The 15544-nt window shown below is 59.7% G+C and carries 13 protein-coding genes; 1 reads left to right on the top strand and 12 read right to left on the bottom strand.

Going from position 1 to position 15544, the window contains the following annotated elements:
- Nucleotides 1-4: 4 nt before the first annotated feature.
- The 5 genes from rlmN to HPY64_00470 all read right to left on the bottom strand — a co-directional run bounded on the left by rlmN (nucleotide 5) and on the right by HPY64_00470 (nucleotide 6032).
- Nucleotides 5-1075, bottom strand: coding sequence for a 23S rRNA (adenine(2503)-C(2))-methyltransferase RlmN (rlmN, locus tag HPY64_00490; GenBank protein NPV65602.1), 1071 nt, complete (start codon nucleotides 1073-1075; stop codon nucleotides 5-7).
- The gene (locus HPY64_00485) at nucleotides 1054-2553 is read right to left on the bottom strand and encodes a hypothetical protein (GenBank protein ID NPV65601.1); all 1500 of its coding nucleotides are present in this window, start codon (nucleotides 2551-2553) and stop codon (nucleotides 1054-1056) included. The genes rlmN and HPY64_00485 overlap by 22 nt, the downstream gene beginning before the upstream one ends.
- A 109-nt stretch (nucleotides 2554-2662) precedes the next feature.
- Nucleotides 2663-3880 carry a hypothetical protein gene (locus HPY64_00480; GenBank protein NPV65600.1) on the bottom strand — a complete coding sequence of 406 codons (1218 nt, stop codon included), beginning with the start codon at nucleotides 3878-3880 and terminating at the stop codon, nucleotides 2663-2665.
- 102 nt (nucleotides 3881-3982) lie between these two features.
- Nucleotides 3983-5176, bottom strand: a complete 1194-nt coding sequence (locus HPY64_00475; GenBank protein NPV65599.1) for a hypothetical protein — start codon at nucleotides 5174-5176, stop codon at nucleotides 3983-3985.
- Between the two features lie 31 nt (nucleotides 5177-5207).
- Nucleotides 5208-6032, bottom strand: a complete 825-nt coding sequence (locus HPY64_00470; protein ID NPV65598.1) for an HAD-IIA family hydrolase — start codon at nucleotides 6030-6032, stop codon at nucleotides 5208-5210.
- A gap of 134 nt (nucleotides 6033-6166) precedes the next feature.
- Between HPY64_00470 and trmD the strand changes: the two genes are divergently transcribed.
- Nucleotides 6167-6922 (top strand): tRNA (guanosine(37)-N1)-methyltransferase TrmD, encoded by a 756-nt coding sequence (gene trmD, locus HPY64_00465; GenBank protein ID NPV65597.1) that lies wholly within the window; start codon nucleotides 6167-6169, stop codon nucleotides 6920-6922.
- Nucleotides 6923-7005: 83 nt separating this feature from the next.
- On the opposite strand, the gene HPY64_00460 is transcribed toward trmD, so the two are convergent.
- The 7 genes from HPY64_00460 to HPY64_00430 all read right to left on the bottom strand — a co-directional run bounded on the left by HPY64_00460 (nucleotide 7006) and on the right by HPY64_00430 (nucleotide 15429).
- Entirely contained in the window at nucleotides 7006-8754 is a 1749-nt protein-coding gene (locus HPY64_00460) for a L,D-transpeptidase family protein (protein ID NPV65596.1), read from the bottom strand.
- A 174-nt stretch (nucleotides 8755-8928) separates the two neighbouring features.
- Nucleotides 8929-10455: a lysine--tRNA ligase gene (lysS, locus tag HPY64_00455; GenBank protein ID NPV65595.1), complete on the bottom strand. Its 1527-nt coding sequence runs from the start codon at nucleotides 10453-10455 to the stop codon at nucleotides 8929-8931.
- A gap of 207 nt (nucleotides 10456-10662) precedes the next feature.
- Nucleotides 10663-11136, bottom strand: a complete 474-nt coding sequence (gene greA, locus HPY64_00450; protein ID NPV65594.1) for a transcription elongation factor GreA — start codon at nucleotides 11134-11136, stop codon at nucleotides 10663-10665.
- Nucleotides 11137-11379: 243 nt separating this feature from the next.
- Nucleotides 11380-13818, bottom strand: a complete 2439-nt coding sequence (locus HPY64_00445) for a copper-translocating P-type ATPase (protein ID NPV65593.1) — start codon at nucleotides 13816-13818, stop codon at nucleotides 11380-11382.
- A gap of 95 nt (nucleotides 13819-13913) precedes the next feature.
- Nucleotides 13914-14126: a heavy-metal-associated domain-containing protein gene (locus tag HPY64_00440; GenBank protein ID NPV65592.1), complete on the bottom strand. Its 213-nt coding sequence runs from the start codon at nucleotides 14124-14126 to the stop codon at nucleotides 13914-13916.
- Nucleotides 14127-14145: 19 nt separating this feature from the next.
- The gene (locus HPY64_00435; protein NPV65591.1) at nucleotides 14146-14430 is read right to left on the bottom strand and encodes a metal-sensitive transcriptional regulator; all 285 of its coding nucleotides are present in this window, start codon (nucleotides 14428-14430) and stop codon (nucleotides 14146-14148) included.
- Between the two features lie 141 nt (nucleotides 14431-14571).
- The gene (locus tag HPY64_00430; GenBank protein ID NPV65590.1) at nucleotides 14572-15429 is read right to left on the bottom strand and encodes a hypothetical protein; all 858 of its coding nucleotides are present in this window, start codon (nucleotides 15427-15429) and stop codon (nucleotides 14572-14574) included.
- Nucleotides 15430-15544: the final 115 nt, after the last annotated feature.

The following is a 15544-nucleotide window of genomic DNA, read 5'->3' as shown; positions in this document are numbered from 1 at the left end:
CTCCTCAGCGAACATCCCTGGAACGGATGACCTCCGCTTTCAACTGCCCGCATCCAGCATTGATGTCGATTCCCCGCCGCACACGCACGGTGTTCCTGACGCCATACGTGGCCAGAATCGCCTGGAAGGCGGCCACACGATCGGGATCAGAAGGTTGCCCGCTATAGCCGCCAGTCGGGTTGAGGGGGATCAGATTGACGTGACATAACAGCCCCTGCAGCAGCGAACCAAGTGCATGGGCCTGTTCCGGCACGTCATTTTGCCCTGCGATCAGTGCCCACTCGAAGGTAACCCGCCGGCCCGTCTTTTCAATATAGTACCGGCAGGCGTCAAGCAGTTCACGCAGCGGCCAGCGACTGTTGACCGGCAACAATGCCGATCGTTCTTCGTCTGTCGCTGCATGCAGACTGATGGCCAGTTTCACCTGAAGATTCTCGTCCGCAAAACGACGGATCTGTGGCACCAGTCCAACAGTGCTGAGCGTAATATGACGCTGACCGATACCAAGCCCTTCCGGCGCGTTCAGCCGCCGGATCGCCGCCAGGACCTGCTCGTAGTTATGCAGGGGTTCTCCCATGCCCATCAACACCACATTGCTCAGCCGTTCGCCGCGCCCCTCCAGCCACCTTGCCAGGAAGACCGCTTGCTCCACAATCTCCCCTGAGGAGAGATGGCGGGCAAAACCCATCTGTCCGGTCGCACAGAAGACACAACCCATCGCGCAGCCAGCCTGAGTGCTGATGCACGCTGTCCGTCTCCCATCCGCATAACCCATCAGGACGCTTTCGATCAACTGGCCGTCCGGCAGGCGAAAGAGCCACTTGACTGTTTGGCCGTCTGTCGAGTACAGCTCCCGCGCTACCTCAAGGGCGTTAAGCCGTGTTTCCTCCGCCAGTTGCGCCCTCAGATCGGCGGGCAGGTTGCGCATGTCCTGAATGTCAGTGACCTTCTGCACATACAGCCACTGCCAGATCTGGCGTGCCCGGTAGGCTGGCTGTCCCCATCCGGTGACCAGCGCAGTGAGTTCATCTAGCGTGAGATCGTAAAGCTGGATCATGGCAATTTCTTCCGGCATTGAACGGCTGCCAGTCCTGCGGCAGGCATGAGTAACGCTGGTAGGGCAGCCGGGCAGATCCCCCCACCCGGCTCAGAGTCAACTGGTGACGGCTGCGTGAGACTTCCCGGAGGTCGCGGCGTGTTGGTGGCGGTCGACACAGCCGGCGCTGTTGTCAGGACCGGCATAACGTCATGGGTCATCACGCCGGTCGGCGTGAGAGTCGTGGCTAAGGTGGGCAGCATTGTAACGCTCGCTGGAGGTATGGCTGTCAGCGGAACAGGGGTGACCGTCCGGGTCGGGGTCGGCGTAGCCGTAGCGGGCATGTACAATGTCCAGCCTCCGGCCCGCGCTGCAGCGTCGGTGTACAGCCAGCGCTCCCAGCCGGCCATGAGTGCCTCCAGGTCGCCGCCGACCAGCTCACTGAATCCCTGCGCCCAACCGCCTTCGATCACGCCACGCGCCAGTGTCAGCGGCGCCTCCGCCCCGTAGCGATCGGCGAGATACAGCACCAGGCTGTACGCCTGCGCCTCCCACAACTGGCGATCCGCCTCAACTGGCTCAGATTGCATCTGCGCCGCATTGAACAACCGGTCAGCCCGCCCTTCAACCTGCAAATAGCGGATTGCCAGCGGGTCTGGGTTCACATGCAGGTACTGGCGCAATCCTGCGCGGAACCAGGATGGCACATCCCGCTCCGCCCAGTATTGTCCGTAGAACGCCTCAAACATGGCGTCAACCAGTTCGTTCTCAAAGGGCAATAGACCGACTGTCCGACGCCGCAGAATCTGATACCCGCTCTCGGCAAACAATCGCTCAGCATCCTCCTCACGACACGGATAAGCCGCTGGTTCCTCTTTCGGCGCTGGAGCCAGCACAACCGAGGCAGGATTGCCGTTTGCATCAATGATAGAGACGCAGAAAGCGAAGCCCGAAGGCAACACGGCCCACCGAAACGCCGGTTCAAGGGCCGTTTGCGTGCTCATCAGCGCATACGCCGGTAGCACAGCCTGCCTGGCCATCCGGAGGTTCAGGCTGCTGTCCACAACACTGAATGACAAAGGAGGCTCGCCGCCATGCCGGAAGTCAGCCGACCCCGGCGCAAACAGGAACTCACCTTCGGCTTCCTGCTGAACGCCTGCAGCATCAGCCAGAGTCCAGCGGTAAGACACCGGTACAAATAGCTTTGGCGCGCCCTCCGGCGGTATAGGCCAGTCATAGCGCCATGTCGTGGCAGTCTCTTCGGAGTGAACAACAAGATCAACCTGATCGACAAACAGGGTGCGACCTTCCTGCATCAACGTCAGCAACGCAGTCTGTGGCGCTGCAGCACCCTGCTCAAGACTCACGAAGAAACGTACCACTGCCGGAAAAAGGACTTCCACCCGCAGGCTCATAATGCCAGGGCCGGTATCCTCCTGCGCCCTCACGCCCGCAAAAGACACCGCCGGAAGCGCGATCATCGCCAGCAGACCAACCAGCAAGATTCGTCGAATCACCGTTATGGCCCCCCTGATTACCGGGTGCTTTCTTGATTGTAAACCAAGCTTTGCCAGATCGGCCAATCCTGAAACCGCTGTACTGTCGCCAGACCGGACTTCCACACCGCTAGGAACCAGGTGCCACAAAGGTAGGCGTTGGCAGGGTATAGATGTCAAATGGCGGGGTTGGGGACGGCGCCAGTGTTGGCGGCGGGGTATCCACACCCATCCAGGAACGCCAGTCTCGCTCGAATTGCGCGATGGTCACGCCAGTCACCTGTTCAATGGCCTGCAGGGCTGGCACATTCCTGCCAATAAGCTCCCATACTCGGCGGTGTGCATCCAGTCCATAGGTAGCTACCAGATACTCAAAGACCGTAGCGCCAAGCTGGTAGCCATCCCGGAAGGTGCGGCCGCGAATGGAAAACCCGTGAGCAAAGGACAGCGGATCGCCGCTCAACAGGCGCTGCCGCCCCCATTCCCGGTAGTCAATGTCCCGCGCTACGCTGAAGAACTCCGCGTTACCCTCCACAAACCAGTCTACCGGCAGGTGAGCATACTCGCCCTGGTACAGATGGGCGATCTCGTGCAGCACTGTGCCATAGCCCATGCCATACGCCGAATCAGCCAGGCGAGCATACTGGATGGTTCCACCCCAGTCTTCGCTGGTTGTACCGGTTGTGATCCCAGCGCCGATCCGGGCCGGGCGGCCAAGAGCCTGTTCATATTCAGGCAATGCCGTCGGCCCATACAGGATTACGCGGGGCCGGTAGGGCAGCGGCCCTCCCCAAGCCTGGTGGAAGAACTCACGCCTTTCGGCCATAGCCTGGATCGTCTGTTGGCCGAATTCAGCCGGCAGATCGATCCAGTACACCACCACGTCTTCACTCTCAGCCGAATGCCATCGTGCTGCGTTGTCAGCATCAGCATAGATCTCATCGCGTTCGGCGCTGATATACCGGTTGCCCAGTTCGTCAGTCAGCTCCCAGTGGTAACGCACCAGCACCCAGGGGGGAACATCGCCCCGATCATGAGGCCAGACAGCCACCCAACGTCCGCTCGTTTCCTCATAGGAAGCTCCCCGGCTCCGCCGTGTGTTGTTTCCCGGCGCATGAGACCATACCACACGGGCGCTGGTGATGCGTCCCGCGCTGCTGCTGGCCGCGATGCTGAAACGCATGCCCTCCGGGAACTCCCCTTCAAACGCTGGCTCGCCGATCGTCCACGCCGCGCTACCCTGCACCATGGCTGGCAGCGGCGCCACCGGTTCGGCCAGAGTGTGCCCCCCGCCCTGCGCTCCCACAAATTGACCGCCCAACAGCAGTACTGCGGCCAGCACTAGCACACCAGCAGCAACTACCCTCTGCCTGTTATCGCGGCAGACACCCCAGACACCACACTTCCAGGTACACATATGACACCCCAACAAAGATGACAGCCAACCACATCAATTGCCACCCGGCGGCAGGTAGGTTGGCGTAGGAAGAAGGAGAGGGATAAGTGTAGGCGTAGGCACGGCCTGAGGCACCTGCTCGACCGGATAGCCCAGCCAGGCCCGCCACGCCATCTCAAAATCAGCCATTCCCAGCCCAAAGACATCACGCATGGCCGTATCGACGTGCGTGGTGCGTCGGAATGCACCCAGGAAGTCAACAACCGATTCCTGCCCCCACATTTCGTGAATGAAGGCGAAGACCGTCGCGCCTTCAGCGTAAGCCAGATTGGCCGTGTGGATGTTGTTCGCCCGAATAGCAACCGGCAACTCAATGAATGGCACCAGCCTTTGCTGTGCAGCTGCCCGTTGTACCAGCGCCAGTTCATCACTCAGGTCGGCAGATTCGTGGTACGTCGAGAGTCCTTCCTCCAGCCACAGTGGCAACCGTGTGTACCCCACGTAGTAGTTATCACTGTAGAGATGGGAAAGCTCATGCGCCAGCGTATCCATCAGGAGTTCGCGCGGCAAATCAGGCGTAACCAGACAGGCAATGATGTTATGGCCGGGAAAGTAGCGCCCGACCACGAACTCCACGTTGCTCATCAGATCCTGGAATTCCTCGAACGCCTGCCGATCAGGGTAGAGCAGGACAAGCGGGTGGCGCTCTAGTGTCACACCAAAGTCAGCGGCTAGCTGCTGGTATGATTGGTCAGCCACCGCAAATAACTCCGCTACGAGGGCGTCGTCAAGACCATACCACAGCATGCGAAGCCGTTCATTGGCAGTCTCCTGCCAGTTCTTTCGGTTATCGGCGTATTCAAAGGTCTCATTCTCGGTCACCACCGTATTCCCCTGGCCATCACGAATCTGCCAGCGGTAGGTGATCCGGGCGAAAGGCGGCAGGCTGAGCAACTGCGTGCTCAGAGGCACCTCCAGACTGACCGAGTACGCCGGGCTGAAGGCAACAAACCGGACATTGAAAACATCCTGCGGGCCGGCCTGCCAGTAGAGCCGTGCCTCGGTGATTGGTGCAGCTGATGAAGCGGCGGACAAACGGAAGGTCACCGAATGAGGATACCTGATCGCTGTATCTTTGCGCACTATCTGGATGGCACCCTGACCGCTGACCGGTATCCATGCCCCGGCTACGCCAACTAACCACATCAGGAATGCTGCCCCGCACCAGTGACACCACCGTCTTACCATACCCAGACCTCATTCACATTCCCACCCACACTTAGACCGGCGCCGACTTCCCCCGAACAGACTGCCAGGCCTGCCGTAATGCTGCAATATCATCAAACAATAGATCAGGCTGGGCCGGGCTGCTGGCTAGCATATCAGCCGACGTGACGCCGCTCAGTACCAGTGCGGTCAGCAAACCTGCTTGCCTGGCGCCCACAACATCGGTATCCACCCGATCGCCAACCATCAATGTCTGGTCCGGTCGCGTTCCCAGTCGGGTCAGGGCCATAGCGAACATAGTCGCCTCCGGCTTACCGATCACCAGGGGTTGCTGGTCAGTGCAGGCCTGCAGAAACGCCAGCAGGCTACCCGCGCCAGGCACCAGCCCATCCGGCATCGGGAATGTGCGATCGGCGTTGGTCCCGATGAACCGCGCCCCGTTCCGAATCATCGTTGAAGCTCGCCGCAACTTCTCGTAAGTGACTTCCCGATCAAGCCCGACGACGACTACATTGGCATCAGCCGCCACGCTCGAATACCCGGCCTCAGCCAGTGTCTGGATCAGGCCGGCCTCCCCCACAACATGTACTCGCACCCCGTCGCCGTAGTGCAGGCGCAGGTAATCGGCCGTCGCCACCGCGGAAGTCACGATGCTCTCCGGCCGCACAGTTACACCAAATCGCCGCAGCTTTTCCACGTAAGCATTGACGGTGGTGGTGCTATTGTTGGTCGCCAGAATATACGATATTCCCGCCTGATCAAAGAACTCAAACAGCTCAACGAGGCCAGGCAAGGCGGCGTTCCCGCGCCACAGGACGCCATCCATATCCAGCACTGCCGCCCGAATGCCGCCCAGTAATTCCCAGTCTGCTGGCATATTCCGACCTTTCATATCTGCGATTATAACCACCTGAGTACTTCAATCGGTGAGAAAACGCTGAGTATTCTACACCAAGCAAAGACCGCTATAATGGTGTGGCACTTTAAGGATCAACAGAAAGCGGGCAGACCGTGCACATCGATGTCTTCACATTATTCCCTGCTATGTTCCACGGGCCGCTCTCCGAGAGCATCCTCAAACGCGCTCAGGATAACGGATTGCTGACCGTTGCCCTGCACAACATCCGTGATTACACCACCGATAAGCACCATATCACTGATGATACTCCATACGGCGGCGGAGGCGGTATGGTGATGAAGGCCGAGCCGGTTGTGATTGCTGTGGAAAGCGTGCTGGGGAGCAATCTGAGGCAGGTGCCGGTGATTCTGCTTTCCCCGCAGGGGCGTGTCCTGACTCAGGCGATCGCCCGTGAACTGGCTACCCATCCGCGCCTGGCGCTCATCTGCGGGCATTACGAAGGGGTAGATGAGCGTGTGCGCGAACTGGTCGTCAGCGATGAATTGAGCATTGGGGATTACGTACTCACCGGTGGCGAACTGCCAGCCATGGTGCTGATTGACGTCCTCACCCGGCTGATCCCGGGTGCGCTGGGCGCGCCGCAGGCCGCTGAGCAGGACAGCCACGCAACCGGCATTCTGGAAGGCCCACACTACACCCGTCCGCCGGAATTCCGGGGGCTAAAGGTGCCGGACGTGCTCATCAACGGCCACCACGCCCGCATTACCCGCTGGCGACGCGAACATGGCTTGCGTCGTACCTGGCAGCGCCGTCCTGATCTACTGCTGACCGCCAGCCTGGACGATGCTGATCGGCACTTCCTGGCTACCCTCGCGGAAGAAGATGCTCCGCCCCCGGCTGACGAATAGCCAGGGGCGGAAAACCGTACCTTATCGGCTCATGCAATGAGCCAACTGCCGCCGTTCAGCCAGCGTTTATTGCCGCCAGTGACTCACTGCCGGATTTCGACGATCACCCCTTCCTCAGCCCAGGTATAGAGCTTATAGGCGTTATCGTCCTGGGACATGATGCAGCCAAATGTGAAGGGACGCCCAACCTGCCCGTCACCCAGGTAACGCCCGTTAGGCAGCTCAACAGCGCCATGGAAGCCGTTCATCAAACCGGGCACCGCTTCGTAGATACCCATGAACCAGCTCATCACCCACTGCCCGCACGTATTGGCATCGCACAGCGTGTAGCTACTGCCACGGGCAGCCTCCGCATGACTCAGAATCTGGAACACGCCTGTGGCAGTCGGTGCGGAGGCGATACCACTGGAGATCGGCCACTCATACACCACCTGGCCGTTTTCAAACGCCCACAGGTACTGGTCGCTCAAATCGACCACAATTCGCTTATTCCGCACAGGCCGCAGCGGTAACAGGCTATCACGCGAGGGGATGACGATTGTATCGCCAACATACAGCTCGGAAAGATCGCGATCCGGGTTGGCCTGCTCGATCAGGTAGAAAGGAATACCGGTTGTACGTGAGATACCGTATGCCGTCTCCCCTCGGCCAACAGTATAGATGTAAGGTTCATAGCGCACCGTCACCCAGGTATTGAGCGAACCATCGGCCACTGCCTGTTGAATCGCACGGACGCCATCGCCAAGATCAAGGGTCAGCGGATCGGGCAAAGCCTGAGCCTGCTGTTCCAGAAAGGCGCGTACCGGCGCCGCTGCCACAGACAGGTACAAGCGTGGCCCGGTCTCATGATAGATCAGCTGTGTATCCAGCCACTTGCCCCATTCCTCCGGCGGTATCGAATAGCGGCGCGACTCATCCGCAACGGGATCGTACGCCTCAAGCACCAGATCACGCTCAAGCAGGGCCTGGGCGTATTCGACCAGCGGCGTAGCATCAACAATCAGAGGGGGAACTGGATTCATCGGTAGATCGATCGTGCCCCTCGCCACAATCCCCGCCGGATCGGACGCCAGCATGGGCAGCAACTCGCCTATATTCAGCCGGCTACCCGGCTGGGCCGGGATATGAGTCACCACCACGCCCTGCAGCCGAACCGTTGCATTCCTGGCCGGTACATTCGCCTGACCGGCAATCCGGATCAGCGCATCGCGGGCTACAGCGAGATCCAGATCAATAATCGGGCCAAGATTGACGCCCGTAATCGCCGCGCTGATCATCGCCCCCAGACCACCCTGCTCCCGTCCATAGGTCACAGCACGATGTGCTGAGGCAGCAGTATCCAGCCTGAAGCCCAGTTCGCTGGCCCGCACTGACCAGCTGCGCTCACCTTCCCGGAGGGTCAATTGCACATCCCGCCAGGCCCGCTTAAGCGCCTCGGCGGCCTCCTGCTCCGTCATGCCGGCCAGCGAAATCCCACCGACGGATACGCCAGCCACGACCTTTCCAGAAGAATACGCCGACAGGGTGGTAAACAGCAGGACCAGCCCGATCAGAACCGGCACAATCACCAGCCCCTGGCCGCGCAGAGAGCGCCAGGAGAGCCGCCGCACCCGGTCCTGTACAGCGTCTGCAACCAGCGCCGCACCGTCGGCAAGACGAGAGAAGATGCTCCCTCCTCCTGCCTCAACCCTCAGCGGGCGCTGGGGAAGCACCCGCGCTTGTCCGCGGCGGGACTGGCGGGCCATGTAACGCTGGCGCGCCCGTCCTCGACGAGTGTGGCGATCTGAATTCAGTCCTTCTGCGTGTTCGCTTTCCGGGCGGAATACTTCCATGATCGACCTCGCTCCGAAACTCGCTTGCGGACGCTTAGCTTATTCTACAAAGGAACGCGATCGAATCGCTACTTTTCCGCGGCTACGCTCACTGCCGGGATGATCCCTGTCCTCTTGGAGCGCCTGTCCAAAATAAAAAGGCCGGGGAGGAACTCCCGGCCTTGCCAGCACCGCCTACCCTTCTTCATCCCGCATGTGCGGAAACAACAACACATCCCGGATGCTGCGCTGGTCGGTAAGCAGCATAGCCAGCCGGTCTACGCCCATGCCCCAGCCACCACATGGCGGCATGCCGTAGCGCATAGCACGCAGATAATCTTCGTCCAGCGGCGTCGCTTCATCCTGATCGTCGGCATACAACCGGCCCATCTCCAGAAAGCGCGCTTCCTGATCCTGCGGATCGTTGAGTTCGGTAAAGGCGTTCCCCATCTCCATCCCACCGATAAAGAACTCAAACCGTTCCACATGGGACGGATCGCCGGGCAACATCTTGGCGAAAGGGGAGATATCGCGGGGATAGTCCAGGATGAACGTCGGCTGGATCAACGTCGGCTCAACCTCGCCCAGCAGGCTGTCGACGAGCTTGCCCCAGGTCGCGTCATCGCGTGCCTGGTATCCGCGCTGGCGCATAGCGGCGCGCAGAGAAGCCGCATCGGGGTGCTGTTTGTAGTCGATCCCCGTGGTAGCCAGGATCGCCTCATGCAACGTCAGGCGCTTCCAGGGCGGCCTGAAATCGATCCGGTGGTCCTGGTAGGTGATCACGGTGTCACCGGTGACCTGTTGCACGACAAAGGCCAGCAACCGCTCCGTGAGATCCATCACCCCGTAGTAATCGATATAGGCCTTGTAAAACTCGATCTGGGTGAACTCCGGGTTGTGCTTGAAGCTCACCCCTTCGTTGCGGAAGTCACGGCCTATCTCGTACACAGCGTCGTACATGCCGACCAACAGCCGTTTGAGATATAACTCGAAGCTGATGCGCAGGTAGAGGTCCTGATCAAGCTGGTTATGGTGCGTAACGAATGGCCGGGCCGCCGCCCCGCCATAGATCGGCTGCAGAATCGGCGTCTCCACCTCCAAAAAGCCCTCGTCATCCAGGAACCTCCGCAACGCGCTGATCATTCGCGCGCGCTTGCGGAAGACCTCACGCACTTCTGGATTGACCGCCAGATCGGCGTAACGTTGGCGATAGCGGGTCTCTTTGTCGCTGAATTCCCCGAACCGGCTGATCGTGCCATCTTCCTTGACCTTCTCTTTGATGACCGGCAGGGGGCTGACCGCCTTGGCCAATAGCCGCAGTTCGTACACCTGCACGCTAACCTCGCCGCTGCGCGTGCGCATCATAACCCCGCGAGCCTGAACAAAATCGTCTAGTTCGATGAGCTTATCCTGAACCAGCGCATAGGTGGCTTCCCCGACATTATCCAGCCGGATCATCAGCTGCACACGCCCGCTGCCATCCTCAATATGCCAGAATGCCACCTTGCCCTTGATATTGATTCGTCGCACGCGCCCGCAGACAGTGACCTCAATGCTTTCCGCCGCCTCCGGGTCATCCTCAACAGCTTCAAAAGCAGCGATAGCTTGCGCGGCGGTATGGGTGCGTTCTACCCGCGGCGGATAAGCCTCAACCCCCAGTTCTGTCAGACGAGCCAGCTTTTCCAGCCGGTCACGCTCTACATTGTTCGGTTCCCAGGACATCACTCGTGAGACCTCTCCTTCAACATGGTCGGTCGTGCATACACGCATGGCAACAAAAGCGTCGGGATTCCATTTCGGCAAGCCCATCGGCCACTACGAGTACTGCCCGGTGGCAGTCCAGGCGCCCATTCCACCGTGCCCGGCACAAAAAGCGGCCTGTCCACACCAGCGCAGACAGACCGCCTTGCCTCACAAAGAGAGCAGGCGCTATTCGATGGCCTTGATCTCAAACACGATCTCCCCATCAGGAGCTTTGACAGTCACCTTCTCGCCAACCTTTTTGCCCATCAGCGCCTGGCCGAGCGGACTCTTGTAGGAAATGCGCCCTTCCAACGGGTTAGCCTCCGCTGCGCCAACCATGTAATAGACTTCTGGCTTGGCGGCACCAATCTCCTGGACGGTAACCCGATCCCCCAGGCCGACAATGTCTTTGCGGCCATCGGACTCGATGACTTCGACATTGCTGAGGATGCGCTCCAGACGCATGATCTCGCCTTCTACAAAGGCCTGCTCGTTTTTGGCATCCTCGTACTCGGCGTTTTCAACCAGTTCGCCACCCTCTTCCATCGCCAGGCGCAACCGTTCCGCCACTTCCGCCCGACGCACCGTCCGCAGATATTCCAGTCTTTCTTCCAGTTCCTTAAGACCAGCCGCTGTCAGATAGGTTGGTTGTTCTGTCATCGTTAATCCTCACCGAACACGCAAATAAGCACACAAAACACAGCCTGGGCTGTGCACCATTGTTCATCACCAAAACGAAGGGATCGCCACGGGGACGATCCACGGATTTTATCGTATGTTTTTCGCCGGCACTGATACTATAGCATAAGCCTAATACGATGTAAAGCACAAGCAACAACAAAACCATGGTCCGGCTGGCAATCACCCGTATTGATTGCCAGCCGGGCCTACACGCTCTGTTGCTCAGACCAGTCGCTTACCGCGCAGCCGCAGGCTGTTCGTGACCACCGACACGCTGCTGAAAGCCATCGCCAGCGCTGCCAGAATCGGATGGAGCTGCTGCAGCAAAGGCGGTGCCCAGCTAAACGGCGCCAGGATTCCCGCCGCTACCGGGATCAACACCGTGTTGTAGCCAAATGCCCAGAACAGATTCTGCTTGATCGTGCGCATGGTGGCTTTGCTCAGGTCAATGGCCCGGGCCACACCGAGCAAATCGCCGCTCATCAACGTCACATCGGCGGCTTCCATGGCCACGTCGGTGCCGGTGCCAATGGCGATACCGACATCGGCCTGAGCCAGCGCCGGAGCATCGTTGATGCCATCGCCCACCATACCCACGAAGTAGCCCTCTTCCTGGAGCTTGCGTACATAGGCCGCCTTGTCGCCAGGCTTGACCTCGGCAAAAACACGGTCAATGCCCAGTGTTCGGGCAATAGCCTCAGCCGTTGCCCGGTTGTCCCCGGTCATCATCACCACTGTCAGGCCCAGCGCATGCATACGCTGCACCGCGGCGGCAGAGGTCTCTTTGATGGTATCTGCTACGGCAATCAGCCCGCGCGCCTGCCCATCAACCGCCAGCCACATCGCCGTCTTGGCCTCACCCTGCAACCGTTCAGCGGTGACCTCCAACCCATCCAGGCGTACGCTGTTGGCCTGCATCAGCGCCAGATTGCCCACCAGTACCTGTCGCCCGTCTACCCGAGCGCGGACGCCCTGGCCGGTCACCGCCTCGAAATCCTGCGGATCAGCCAAAGTCAACTCTCTGGCGCGGGCGGCACCAACGATGGCCTGCCCCAGCGGATGTTCGCTGCCGCGCTCGGCGCTGGCCGCCAGGGCGAGCAATTCCGCCTCACTCAGGGCGGCTTGCTCAGGGAGGACGATGTCTGTGACGCCCGGCTCACCGCGTGTTAGGGTGCCCGTCTTGTCCAGGACAACGGCCGTCAGCCTGTGCGCGCGTTCCAGCGCCTCGCTGTTCTTGAACAGAATGCCAGCCTCGGCCCCTTTGCCCATACCCACCATGATCGCCGTCGGCGTAGCCAGCCCCATGGCGCAGGGACAGGCGATTACCAGCACCGCAATCAACCGCACCAGCGCTACAGTGAAGTCCCCCGTCGCGGCCAGCCAGATGAAGAACACAGCAACCGCAATGACCACCACCACCGGCACAAACACCGCTGCCACCTGATCGGCGATTTTCTGGATGGGCGCCTTGCTACCCTGCGCCTGTTCCACCAGACGGATGATCTGAGCCAGGGCCGTCTCGCGCCCCACGCGGGAAGCCCTAAACCGCAGGAGACCCTGCTTGTTGATCGTCGCGCCGATGACCTCCATCCCCGGCCGCTTATCTACCGGCAGGCTTTCGCCGGTGATCATGCTTTCGTCGACAGCACTGTGCCCCTCCAGCACAATACCATCAACCGGGATTTTCTCGCCGGGGCGCACAATCACCTCATCCCCGACACGCACCTGCGCGACCGGGATATCGACCTCTACCCCTTCGCGGATAACCCGTGCCGTCTTGGCGCGCAGACCCATCAATTTCTTGATCGCGGCACTGGTACGTCCCTTAGCTCGCACTTCCAGCAGCTTCCCGGCGACAATCAGCGTGATGATCGCCGCAGCTGTCTCAAAGTAGACATGACCATCCAGGAGACCGAGCGTGATCGGGATTCCGTACAGGTAAGCCACGCTGGAACCCAGTGCCACCAGCACATCCATGTTGGCCGCGCCGTTGCGCAGCGCTTTGTAAGCGCCTACATAGTAGTCCCGGCCAACATAGAACTGCACCGGTGTAGCCAGTGCCCAGAACAGGTAGTTCACCCAGTCAGCATGCGCCCAGTGGCCGAAAATGCCCAGGTCACGCCCCATGCTCAGTACAAAGAGCGGCAGGGTGAAGATCGCCCCGACAAGCAAACGACGTTCCTGATGGCGTATTTCCGCTTCCCGCGCAGCCTGCTCCGCATCTTCCAGCGTATCTTCCTCAGCAGCCAGCACCACGCCATAGCCCGCCTTTTCAACCGCCGCCACCAGCGCTTCCCGCGACACACCGGCAGCAACCTTCACCAGTGCCCGTTCACTGGCAAAATTCACATCCGCCTCAAGGACACCTTCCACTTTCCTCAGGGCGCGGCCAACCGTCAGAGCACAATTCGCGCAGGTCATGCCGGTAATCGGCAGCTCGATCGTCTCCTGAGGGACATCGTAACCAGCCTTGCGGATGCGTTCGATCACAGCCTCCGGTTTGACCAGGCTGTCGTCATAGACCAGCGTCACCCGATCAGTGGCAAAATTGGCGGTGACTTCCTTGACCCCCTCCAGCTTCCCTACACTGCGCTCAACAGTAGTCACACAATTGGCGCAGGTCATCCCGGTAACCGGCAAGGTCAACGTTTTATCGCCCATGTTCCAGCACCTCGATCGTTTCAGAAAACAAAATGGGAGCAGACTGACCCGCCCCCATTTGATTTCAGCCTGCAGAACTCAACTCGCCACGCCGATTAGTTGGCTTCGGCGGGCGGGTAATTGATCTCAATCAGCCGCGCCTTGATCTGCTCCCAGGTCGCCGGTGCGTCCCATTCAATGCTGACCATCTTCGTCCGCTGGTCAGCTTCCACCCGGCTAACACCGGCCAGTTCGCTGACTTCGTTCTTGATGGTCATCACGCAATGCCCGCATGAAATGTTCGGGACGGAGAAGGTTTTGCTCTGCATGAGACAACCCTTTCTGCAATCAGGAGGACGATTTGTTGGTGTGGCGGAATACTTCAGTGATCTCACTGAGGACACGCTCACGCTCGGCAGGATCATCGCCCTGAATTGCCGTCGTCACACAGGTGCGCAGATGGCTATCCAGAAGCGATTCGTTGACCCGATTCAGGGCTGCCTGTACCGCCTGGATCTGTTTGATCACATCCACGCAGTAGCGATCCTCTTCCAGCATGCGGATGATGCCGTTGACGTGGCCAGCAGTGCTCTTGAGCCGCTGAATGGCATCAGCGCGTACCCTGTCATCCATCGAAGTATCCCTCACCCCCCTCCCCATGGGGGAGGGTATCATCCGCTATCATAACGTATAAATTGGATGTTGTCAACCCATTTTCAAAGGATGATCTGGGCTGCCGCTCCTTCTGTGGCCTGGTGCCCGAACTCACCAAGATCACACCTCGATCTTCTCGGCGCGATCTACCGCCAGCCTCAGCATCAGTCGGATCGCCCCCAGCCGTACCAACGTGTAGACCACCACGATCGCGATACTGAGCCAGCGCTCAATTCCCCAGAGAAAGGCATAACTGGGGCCGAATGTACTCATCACAGCGATGGCCCGTAACCGGATGACATCCAGCCGGCCAAGGCTGTCAAACAGGCCATAGGAAAGAGGCACAATCAGCATCATGGGAATCAGAAAGCCAACGAGTCGGATCAGCACGGCGACGATCAGCGCAGTGGAGCGACGCGCATTGAAGGTTGACACCAGCAGTCCCAGCGCGCCGTCAAACGCCACGTCCAGCACTGGCGACACCACCAAGTATCCCCCCGCTGCCAGAAAAGCCAGCGACGTAGACACCCAGTACTCGAATCCGCGCGCCGGCAACACCGTCAGCGTACTGACCACCCACGACACGCCAAAGATGATGACCGGCATCGACCGCACATAGATAACCAGCATGAAATGAGGTTCCATATAGCGGATGATAGCCGCGAATTTCGCCATGATAATTTCGCGGACGGTGAGCGTGGTGGCGCGCAGGGTGTTCCAGGTTTGATCTTCCAGCTCGCGGCTGACGCTGCCGGCACTGACCAGAATCGTTGGTATCCGCCACAACCAGTGTACAAACGGCACCCAAAAGCCCGGCAGCGTGAAGATGAACTCGATTCCCCCCAGCAGGTCAAAGACGATCGCCAGCCAGCCCAGCCGGTTTGGGGGCAACCGCTTGACCTCATGCAGCGTCACAGCGTTGTCAAGCCTGACATCGCCCAGAAATCGATACACACGGTCAAGATGAATCAGCTGCATGAGCAGTCTCGTCGCATCGAACGCAACGGCATAGCCTCGATTGTATAACAGAAGGGCGACTTCTCAGGAATTGAAGTCGCCCTTCACGCTTGACTACTGTGCGCTAAAGCAGCCG

Source organism: Anaerolineae bacterium (genome assembly GCA_013178165.1).
GTDB lineage: Bacteria > Chloroflexota > Anaerolineae > Aggregatilineales > Ch27 > Ch27.
This window is presented reverse-complemented; position numbering and strand designations above follow the sequence as displayed.

What these genes read in the sequence shown, in the direction of transcription:
- lysS (NPV65595.1), bottom strand. Translation starts at nt 10,455, where the DNA reads ATGTCCTGGGAACCGAACAATGTAGAGCGTGACCGGCTGGAAAAGCTG.
- HPY64_00475 (NPV65599.1), bottom strand. Translation starts at nt 5,176, where the DNA reads ATGGTAAGACGGTGGTGTCACTGGTGCGGGGCAGCATTCCTGATGTGG.
- greA (NPV65594.1), bottom strand. Translation starts at nt 11,136, where the DNA reads ATGACAGAACAACCAACCTATCTGACAGCGGCTGGTCTTAAGGAACTG.
- HPY64_00445 (NPV65593.1), bottom strand. Translation starts at nt 13,818, where the DNA reads ATGGGCGATAAAACGTTGACCTTGCCGGTTACCGGGATGACCTGCGCC.
- HPY64_00470 (NPV65598.1), bottom strand. Translation starts at nt 6,032, where the DNA reads ATGCCAGCAGACTGGGAATTACTGGGCGGCATTCGGGCGGCAGTGCTG.
- HPY64_00440 (NPV65592.1), bottom strand. Translation starts at nt 14,126, where the DNA reads ATGCAGAGCAAAACCTTCTCCGTCCCGAACATTTCATGCGGGCATTGC.
- HPY64_00430 (NPV65590.1), bottom strand. Translation starts at nt 15,429, where the DNA reads ATGCAGCTGATTCATCTTGACCGTGTGTATCGATTTCTGGGCGATGTC.
- HPY64_00460 (NPV65596.1), bottom strand. Translation starts at nt 8,754, where the DNA reads ATGGAAGTATTCCGCCCGGAAAGCGAACACGCAGAAGGACTGAATTCA.
- HPY64_00435 (NPV65591.1), bottom strand. Translation starts at nt 14,430, where the DNA reads ATGGATGACAGGGTACGCGCTGATGCCATTCAGCGGCTCAAGAGCACT.
- rlmN (NPV65602.1), bottom strand. Translation starts at nt 1,075, where the DNA reads ATGCCGGAAGAAATTGCCATGATCCAGCTTTACGATCTCACGCTAGAT.